This window comes from Nostoc sp., from assembly GCF_035638895.1.
Taxonomy (GTDB): domain Bacteria; phylum Cyanobacteriota; class Cyanobacteriia; order Cyanobacteriales; family Nostocaceae; genus Nostoc.
Genome location: NZ_DASQZC010000459.1, coordinates 1 through 7,894, shown reverse-complemented (window position 1 = coordinate 7,894; position 7,894 = coordinate 1). Strand labels below are relative to the sequence as shown.

The following is a 7,894-nucleotide window of genomic DNA, read 5'->3' as shown; positions in this document are numbered from 1 at the left end:
ATTAATTATTAATCATTAGTTATTCGTTATTATCAAAGGACAAAATTACTACTAATGACTGCTGAAAGCTAATAGTAGAATAAGGTACACAAAGCTGCATAGAAGGGAGGAAGGGAAATTGGATGAAATGAGGGCGGCGCTGGAGTTAGCGACCGAAGAAGAATTGCAAGATTTAACGGCAATTCTATTTAGTCGTAAGTTCAATCCTCTAGACTATGTACAGACACCCGAACCCATCGAAGTGCAAAGCCAAGACCGCAAAGCTTGGCTAGATGCATTAGAGGGTCGCTTTCGCTTTTTGGCGGCAGACGGAATGACAGTATTGCGAGGACGCACAGGGCAAGTAACTTACCGAGAAGCGTTAGTTCACGTATGTAAGTATCTAAAAATTACTTATTCTAATCAGCTGCCAACCATTGATTTAGAAGCAGAAGTATTTTTGCATCTGCTAGGACAGGTGTGGAAAAAATTGCCTGAACAGGAAAAGCAAAAATTGACCGTACAAGTGCAGCGTCAGCTTGTCAAATCAGAACTAAAAGAACCGCTACCACTTTTATTGCAACGTGACCCCTTGGGCTTACTTTTCAAAGGCGGTAGTGCGATCGCTGTTACTTCCATGCTCCAGCCATTTGTACTTAAGCAAATTGCCCGTCAATTTGCCATCCACTTTGCTACTTATGAAGTAGCCAAGCAAGCGGCGATTACAGGTTCAGAAGCAGCTGCAACGCAATTTAAAAGCTATGTAGGTATGCAAATGGCTCGACGGGGTATGACTGCGAGTGCAGCTCGTTATGGGGCAGCCCGCACTATGTTTGCTGTGATTGGGCCAATAATGTGGACTTGGTTTTTTGCAGATTTAGGGTGGAGAGCGATCGCCACTAACTATGGTCGGATCATCCCGACTATTTTCACCTTAGCTCAAATTCGCCTTACTCGTGAGGAATGTTGGGAGCCAGCTTGAACAAGGTTTTTGACTATTTCAAGTCTCGTTGGCGATCTTCTTGGAACTACTCGCTATGGGCACTAGTAATCTTCCCATTGAGTCCTTTAGTGGGGGCTGTGACTATCGGTTTTGTATCATTAATAACTTGGTTGAAACAATCCCGCAAAATTAGTCGCCGCCCCCTCAACTGGGGATTTGCCCTTTTGAGTGTCTTGCTGATCGTGAGTGCTGGGTTTGCCGATGACAAGACAGCAGCTTTCCTCGGCTTATTTAATTTATTACCCTTCTTTTTACTTTTCGTTGCCCATAGCGCCCTAATTCAAACATTTGCCCAATTGCGGCAAATGGCTTGGGTTTTGGTGATCGGTTCTATGCCGATGGTAATTATTGGCTTAGGGCAGTTATTTTTGGGCTGGAGTTTGAAATTAGAGATTTTATGGGTTGTGTTGAATTGGACAATCGTACCAGGAGGAAATCCGCCAGGTCGTATTGCTTCACTCTTCTTGCACGCTAACACCTTCGCAGCTTATCTAGCGATAATTTTCATTCTCAATTTAGGGTTATGGCTAGAAAACTATCAGCAACTAAGAGCCAAAAGTAAACAGTCATTCCCCCCCCATCTCCCTCATCTCCCCCATCTCCTCACTCCCTACTCCCCACTCCCCTTTCTCTTCCTAAGCGTGGCGATGATTACAAATTTCATCGCTTTGATTTTCACCAACTCGCGCAATGGGTGGGCGATCGCTATTTTTGCCTGTTTAGCTTATGCACTCTACCAAGGTTGGCGTATTCTTGTGGGTGGCGTCGCTGCGATCGTCTCTAGTGTGCTTTTGGCAGCTTTTGCTCCCTCGCCAGTCGCTCAAATTTTTCGTCAGTACGTTCCTGCCTTCTTTTGGGCAAGATTAAATGATGATATGTATCCAGATAGACCAGTCGCTTTAATGCGAAAAGCTCAGTGGCAGTTTGCCTGGTCTTTAGCTCAGGAACATCCTTGGACTGGCTGGGGGTTACGCAGCTTTAGTGGACTCTACCAAGCGCAGATGCAGATTCCCTTGGGTCATCCCCATAACTTGTTTTTGATGTTATCTGCTGAAACTGGTTTTCCCAGTACTCTGTTATTTTTTGGTTTACTTGCTTGGATTTTGATTACAGGTGTCCAATTCCTCCGAAGGTCAAAATATATAAATAAAGAAGACAGATTGATATTTTTCAGTTATCTTCTGGCTTTTGTTGGGTGGGTTCTATTCAATACAGTAGATGTAACCATATTCGATTTTCGTTTGAATGCGTTTTCATGGTTAATTTTGGCTGCCATCTGTGGAGTAGTACATCGTTATAACCTACATGACAGGCTTGCATCTCATTCAAGTTAACCGAAATTCGACGATCCTCTCCCTGCTTTAAACTTATTAGTTTTTTCAGTGTATACACTGGGGACTTTTATAGCTAATAGTTAATAAAATTACTATATAAAGTGACTAGTACTTAATTAGTTACTGTTGCTGATTGTTGGGAAGGTGTAGGGACAACCCTTTGGGGTTTTCCTGCATGACGGGCATCTCTTGTAGATGCCCTTTTGTATATTTATTATTTTTCTTCAGTTAAACACAATTTAAAAACCTGTTGATTGACGGAATATCTGAAATAATTTCAGCTTTTATAAAGGAATCTAAAATATGGTTACTGAAATGAAATTAGGTCTTTGTAACCCGCCAGAACCTATTTATTTGTATGTAAAAAGCGGAGAATTAAACGGGGAATCTTACTTGTGGTATAACTACGATAATGATAAAACTATTCCCGTACAACAAACAGGGCTAACTGGCTATATATCCGAACTTAAATTAACGACGAAAGAATTTAGAGAAAAGGACAACATTAAATTAGATATCGTTGTTAGGGCGGATGAAATTTATGTTGTTAGGACTGGGATAGAAACGAACTTTGCTAAAACTTTCCTTTTAGCTGTATCATGTGTCCAGGACTTTTCCAAGCCCCTGATTATCGCTGCAATTGCTGGAAAAGAGAATGTGGTTTTTTGTAATCTCTACGATGCGGCGACTAAAACCAGGATTCGGTCTGAATGGAACAAAGATGCCGATTGGCTGGCAATCATTGATAGTGTTCAAACTAGATTGCAGACATTTAAAAATTCCCATATTGTCTCTGGTGAGCCAATACTATTCTAGAAAAATTGGGGAGGCTGGGGAAGTTGGTTAAGCAATTTATTTCCTAGCTTTATTCGCTACAACCTAACAAAATCGCATAGCTCCTTAACAGAGTGATGATTTGTTTTTTAGCTATGGCTCTAAGCCTTTATTACGTTTTTCTTGGATGACTTGTTGTAGTTCATCTACTGAATTGAGACGTTTGCCATTAGACTGAACGTGTAATGCTAGGGCGTGAATTGCTTCGCTATCGCCACGATTTTGTAAAATATAATCTCGCAATTGCTTGCGTGTGATTTCTCTAAAGTTAGGCTTATTCATAATCAACCTCTGCTTCTGGATTAATTACTACAACTGTCTCTTCACCTGCTAAGTAGTTAAACATAATTAATTACACAATGTCATTGCGAATGTAGCGAAGCGAAATGAAGCAATCCCAACCCTTGCGATTGCTTTGCTTCGCTCGCAATGACTGTAATTAATTTTGCGTGGTTACTTATTACTACGATGTTATTTGTTCGCTCATCTAAGGTAACTAGGTAAACCGGGAGATACATTCGCGTTAGCCAAGTCAAAACTCGATATAACTGTTTCAATTGTTCTGAGGTTGGCTCCATTTCACCGCTCAACTTAGGCTAAACCCAAGTTTAAACTTTATTATGACTGCGATAGCACCCAATATTCTGATTGGCATTAAAGACTACGATAACCAGTATGGTGTAAGCTCTCGGTAAAATGGGTGTGTCGGTAACGAAAAAAAGACGCATCCATAACCAACCTTATGTTCACAACAGCTAACTTTCTTCAGTACACCCAATGGTCAGGCATCGCTACCTTGCTATTTGCTGCCTTAACATTTTTGGCTTTTATTCTCAAATGGGGCCTCCGCTTTCGCTTGGTGGGTACGACTGGCTTTATGCTGGTGGTGACGGCTGGTTTATTTGCACTCTCGATAGTCCCCTTGAGTCGGACTGTGATTCCAGGAGCAGCCCACTACACTTTAGTTTATGACAATGGGTCAACACAAGCGGTGATTGCCACATCACCTCAAATTACACCCACACAATTAGATGCAACTTTACGTCAAGCAGTTAGTAATCTGTTTTCTTCTGGTCGCTCAGGTACACGCCAAGAGGACAAGTTGACTGTTCGCGCTCGTACCATTATCCACCCGGAACCAGGGACTTCTGTACCAGTTTACTTGGGTGAAGCCAAGCGATCGCTCGTTTCTCGTGAAAATTCTACGACCGCAGTCGAAATTTACACAGAAAAATTCGCCCAATTGCCAAAACCTACCGTTTAAGAGGCAGGGGGCAGGGGAATTTTTGTACAAGTTTCTCCTTATCCCTGTCTCATACAAGAGGACAAAAATAATTTACCTGTTATCAGGATGACAAAATTTATTTTGTATTTACTGATACATTAATAGTTATTTTTAGATTAAGATATTCACACTTTTAGTGGTTACACTGTGGAAAAAGGTCAATTAGCGTGCAGATAATGGGTACTGACAGTTGTGATTTGTCAGTTGTTATCCTAATTACCACTGTTGATATTTTCACAAGTTTTTGCAGCAAATGAATCGGCTGTGGGGCGTACAGATAAATGTTCGCCCTTACGCACCTATCCATAGCTGGAATGACCATCAACAGATTATTCAGTTCTCAATCACTTTTCTTGAGAATCTGAGAATGGTAATGTTAATTAATTATACGGTTATTCAAAACTTTGATAGTTCCGAATTTCAGGCTAATGGACATCACACATTCAAGCAACGTCGTTAAATGGCTTAACCAGTTGGAAATTAGCTCAGTTAAAACCTAGTTGAGTCAGATGTAAGTTTGTAGCCATCTGGTGACAAGCATCCCTGGCTGCAAATCTATTAGATTAAGAAATATCAAGGTTTTGTTTGCCAAACAGATTATATGTCTAATCAACTTTCTACTCAACCTTCTTTGTCTACTCAAACCTCTAGCTCATTATTAACGCTCACAGCTGCCCCAGCAAAGGTAATCCGTGGTTCTGGGGTGTTGCAAGCAGCCGTAGCAGAGATCGCCTTTTTGGGAATTCGTCCCTTAGTTGTGGCAGGTGATTCTACTCTCGCCATCAGCCGAAAAAATTTGCTCCCAGTTTTAGAAGCGCAACAGTTACATACTGCCCAAGCTTCATACAGTGCAGATTGCTGTGAAGCTAGCCTGAAATCTTTACAGAAGAAAGCAAAAGAACATAAAGCTGATGTAATTATTGGTGTTGGTGGCGGTAAAGCCTTAGATACAGCGAAATTAGTCGCGCATCAGTTACAGTTACCAGTGGTGACAATTCCTACATCAGCGTCTACCTGTGCAGCTTGGAGTGCTCTGTCGAATGTTTATTCGGAAAATGGGGCGTTTCTTTACGATGTGGGGCTGTCTCGTTGTCCCGATTTATTGATACTTGATTATGACTTGATTAAAACTGCACCACAACGGACTTTAGTAGCTGGAATTGGTGATGCGATCGCTAAGTGGTATGAAGCCTCGGTTAGCAGTGGGCATTTGCAAGACACTTTAATTATTGCTGCGGTGCAACAAGCACGAGTTTTGCGAGATATCTTGTTGCAAAAGTCAGCCGCCGCCCTGAAAGAACCAGGTACTGAAGTTTGGCGAGAAGTCGTAGACGCGACTGTTTTATTAGCTGGGGTAGTTGGAGGACTGGGGGGGGCGCAGTGTCGCACAGTTGCGGCCCATGCCGTGCATAATGGTTTAACGCACATTTCAGGACATGGCAGTATTCATGGCGAAAAAGTTGCTTTTGGCATTTTGGTGCAATTGCGTTTAGAAGAAATGCTACAAGGCAATCAACTAGCAGCATCAGCACGGCAACAGTTGTTAAAGTTCTACACAGAAATTGCACTGCCCCAAAAATTAAGTGATCTAGGATTGGGCAATATTACATTAGGCGAGTTGCAAACAGGCGCCGAAATTGCCCTAGTTCCTAATTCTGATATCCATCGACTACCGTTTAAAGTCGCGCCAGAACAGCTAATGGCGGCAATGGTTTCCACCACTGCACCCATAGATAGTAAAGATATGAATCGAGTTTCGCCCAAGGGAATCAGTGACGAGGTTGAAGCATGAGTTTAAATTGGATTGTCCCAGCAGAACGGATACAAAAACTGCCGCCTTATGTATTTGCCCGTTTAGATGAACTAAAAGCTAAAGCGCGGGAACAAGGGTTAGATTTAATTGATTTGGGTATGGGAAACCCCGATGGTGCAACACCTGCACCAGTTGTAGAAGCTGCGATCGCAGCCTTGAAAGATCCCGCCAATCACGGTTATCCTCCTTTTGAAGGCACTGCTAGTTTCCGCAGGGCGATTACCAACTGGTATGATCGCCGTTATGGTGTGGTTCTCGATCCTGATAGCGAAGCTTTACCGCTACTCGGTTCCAAAGAAGGATTAACCCATTTAGCACTTGCCTACGTTAACCCTGGCGATTTAGTTCTAGTTCCTTCCCCAGCTTATCCTGCACATTTTCGGGGGCCAGCGATCGCAGGGGGTAAAATTCACAGCTTGATCCTCAAACCAGAAAATGACTGGTTAATTGATTTAGCTGCAATTCCTGATGAGGTTGCTAAACAAGCTAAAATTCTCTATTTCAACTATCCCAGCAATCCCACTGCTGCCACAGCGCCCCGCGAATTTTTTGAAGAAATCGTCGCCTTCGCCCGCAAATATGAAATTTTGCTGGTGCATGATTTGTGTTATGCCGAGTTAGCTTTTGATGGTTATCAACCCACTAGCTTACTAGAAATTCCTGGCGCGAAAGAAATTGGTGTAGAATTTCACACCTTATCTAAAACCTACAATATGGCTGGTTGGCGCGTTGGGTTTGTGGTGGGTAATCGCCATGTAATTCAAGGTTTACGGACGTTGAAAACTAACTTGGATTACGGCATTTTTGCCGCATTACAAACAGCAGCCGAAACCGCGTTGCAATTGCCAGATGTGTATTTGCATGAAGTACAACAACGCTACCGTACCCGCCGCGATTTCCTGATTCAAGGGTTAGGAGAGTTGGGTTGGGATATTCCTAAAAGCAAGGCGACTATGTATCTTTGGGTGAAGTGTCCTGTGGGTATGGGTTCCACGGATTTTGCCTTGAATGTGTTGCAGCAAACTGGCGTTGTTCTTACTCCAGGTAATGCCTTTGGGGTTGCAGGTGAGGGTTATGTAAGGATCAGTTTGATTGCCGACTGCGATCGCTTGGGTGAAGCTTTACATCGCTTTAAGCAAGCTGGCATCCGCTATCAACCTGAAAGCGTAGTTTCTACTTCAGGAGCGATCGCCGATCTTGTTAGTTGATTAGAGGAAGGAAACCCAACATTACATGACTAAAATGATTGCTAATCGTGTTTGGTATAATGTAAAAAAATAGAAAGAGTTAACAATGATTGGTACTAATATTTACATCAGTCAAGAAACTCAAGAATCTCTAATTAAAGCTGCTGCTTTAAAAAAATATCTGTTGAAGAACTATAGGACTCATATTTGATTTTTGAACAAAACTCAGTACACCTTTATTCCTTCTTCCTAGCCCCCAGTCCCCAATCCCCAGTCCCTTACCTCTACGAGTGATTCAGAAATCAAATCGGATTGCTATATAGGAATTTAAATCAATCAATTTTCTGCTGTAAAAATCCTTTGTCTGAAATTAACTATAAAAGTACTTGACAATAACCTAGGTCTAACTGCTATATTAACTAGAGTAAAGTCGTTGGGGCGTAGCCAAGTGGTAAGGCA

General features: G+C 42.2%; 9 protein-coding genes. 7 read left to right on the top strand and 2 right to left on the bottom strand.

Features of this window, described 5'->3' with window-relative positions:
• The first annotated feature begins 118 nt into the window (after positions 1–118).
• From VE944_RS23105 to VE944_RS23095, 3 genes are all read left to right on the top strand, one after another.
• Positions 119–961, top strand: a complete 843-nt coding sequence (locus tag VE944_RS23105) for a YaaW family protein (RefSeq protein WP_324982464.1) — start codon at positions 119–121, stop codon at positions 959–961.
• Positions 943–2,316 carry an O-antigen ligase family protein gene (locus tag VE944_RS23100; protein WP_324982462.1) on the top strand — a complete coding sequence of 458 codons (1,374 nt, stop codon included), beginning with the start codon at positions 943–945 and terminating at the stop codon, positions 2,314–2,316. The genes VE944_RS23105 and VE944_RS23100 overlap by 19 nt, the downstream gene beginning before the upstream one ends.
• A gap of 303 nt (positions 2,317–2,619) precedes the next feature.
• Positions 2,620–3,132 (top strand): hypothetical protein, encoded by a 513-nt coding sequence (locus VE944_RS23095; protein WP_324982459.1) that lies wholly within the window; start codon positions 2,620–2,622, stop codon positions 3,130–3,132.
• Positions 3,133–3,243: 111 nt separating this feature from the next.
• Here the strand turns inward: VE944_RS23095 and VE944_RS23090 are convergent, their stop codons facing one another.
• Both VE944_RS23090 and VE944_RS34195 read right to left on the bottom strand, forming a co-directional pair.
• Complete coding sequence (locus VE944_RS23090; protein WP_324982456.1) at positions 3,244–3,432, bottom strand: DUF6887 family protein; 189 nt, start codon at positions 3,430–3,432, stop codon at positions 3,244–3,246.
• An 80-nt stretch (positions 3,433–3,512) separates the two neighbouring features.
• Positions 3,513–3,728: a DUF6888 family protein gene (locus VE944_RS34195; protein ID WP_414690157.1), complete on the bottom strand. Its 216-nt coding sequence runs from the start codon at positions 3,726–3,728 to the stop codon at positions 3,513–3,515.
• Positions 3,729–3,892: 164 nt separating this feature from the next.
• On the opposite strand from VE944_RS34195, the gene VE944_RS23085 reads away from it, so the two are divergent.
• The 4 genes from VE944_RS23085 to VE944_RS23070 all read left to right on the top strand — a co-directional run bounded on the left by VE944_RS23085 (position 3,893) and on the right by VE944_RS23070 (position 7,456).
• The gene (locus VE944_RS23085; RefSeq protein ID WP_324982453.1) at positions 3,893–4,414 is read left to right on the top strand and encodes a Ycf51 family protein; all 522 of its coding nucleotides are present in this window, start codon (positions 3,893–3,895) and stop codon (positions 4,412–4,414) included.
• Between the two features lie 274 nt (positions 4,415–4,688).
• Positions 4,689–4,895, top strand: a complete 207-nt coding sequence (locus tag VE944_RS23080) for a hypothetical protein (RefSeq protein ID WP_324982449.1) — start codon at positions 4,689–4,691, stop codon at positions 4,893–4,895.
• Between the two features lie 141 nt (positions 4,896–5,036).
• On the top strand, positions 5,037–6,227 hold the full coding sequence (locus VE944_RS23075) for an iron-containing alcohol dehydrogenase family protein (protein ID WP_324982446.1): 1,191 nt from the start codon (positions 5,037–5,039) through the stop codon (positions 6,225–6,227).
• Positions 6,224–7,456, top strand: coding sequence for an aspartate aminotransferase (locus VE944_RS23070; RefSeq protein ID WP_324982443.1), 1,233 nt, complete (start codon positions 6,224–6,226; stop codon positions 7,454–7,456). The genes VE944_RS23075 and VE944_RS23070 overlap by 4 nt, the downstream gene beginning before the upstream one ends.
• Positions 7,457–7,894 lie beyond the last annotated feature (438 nt).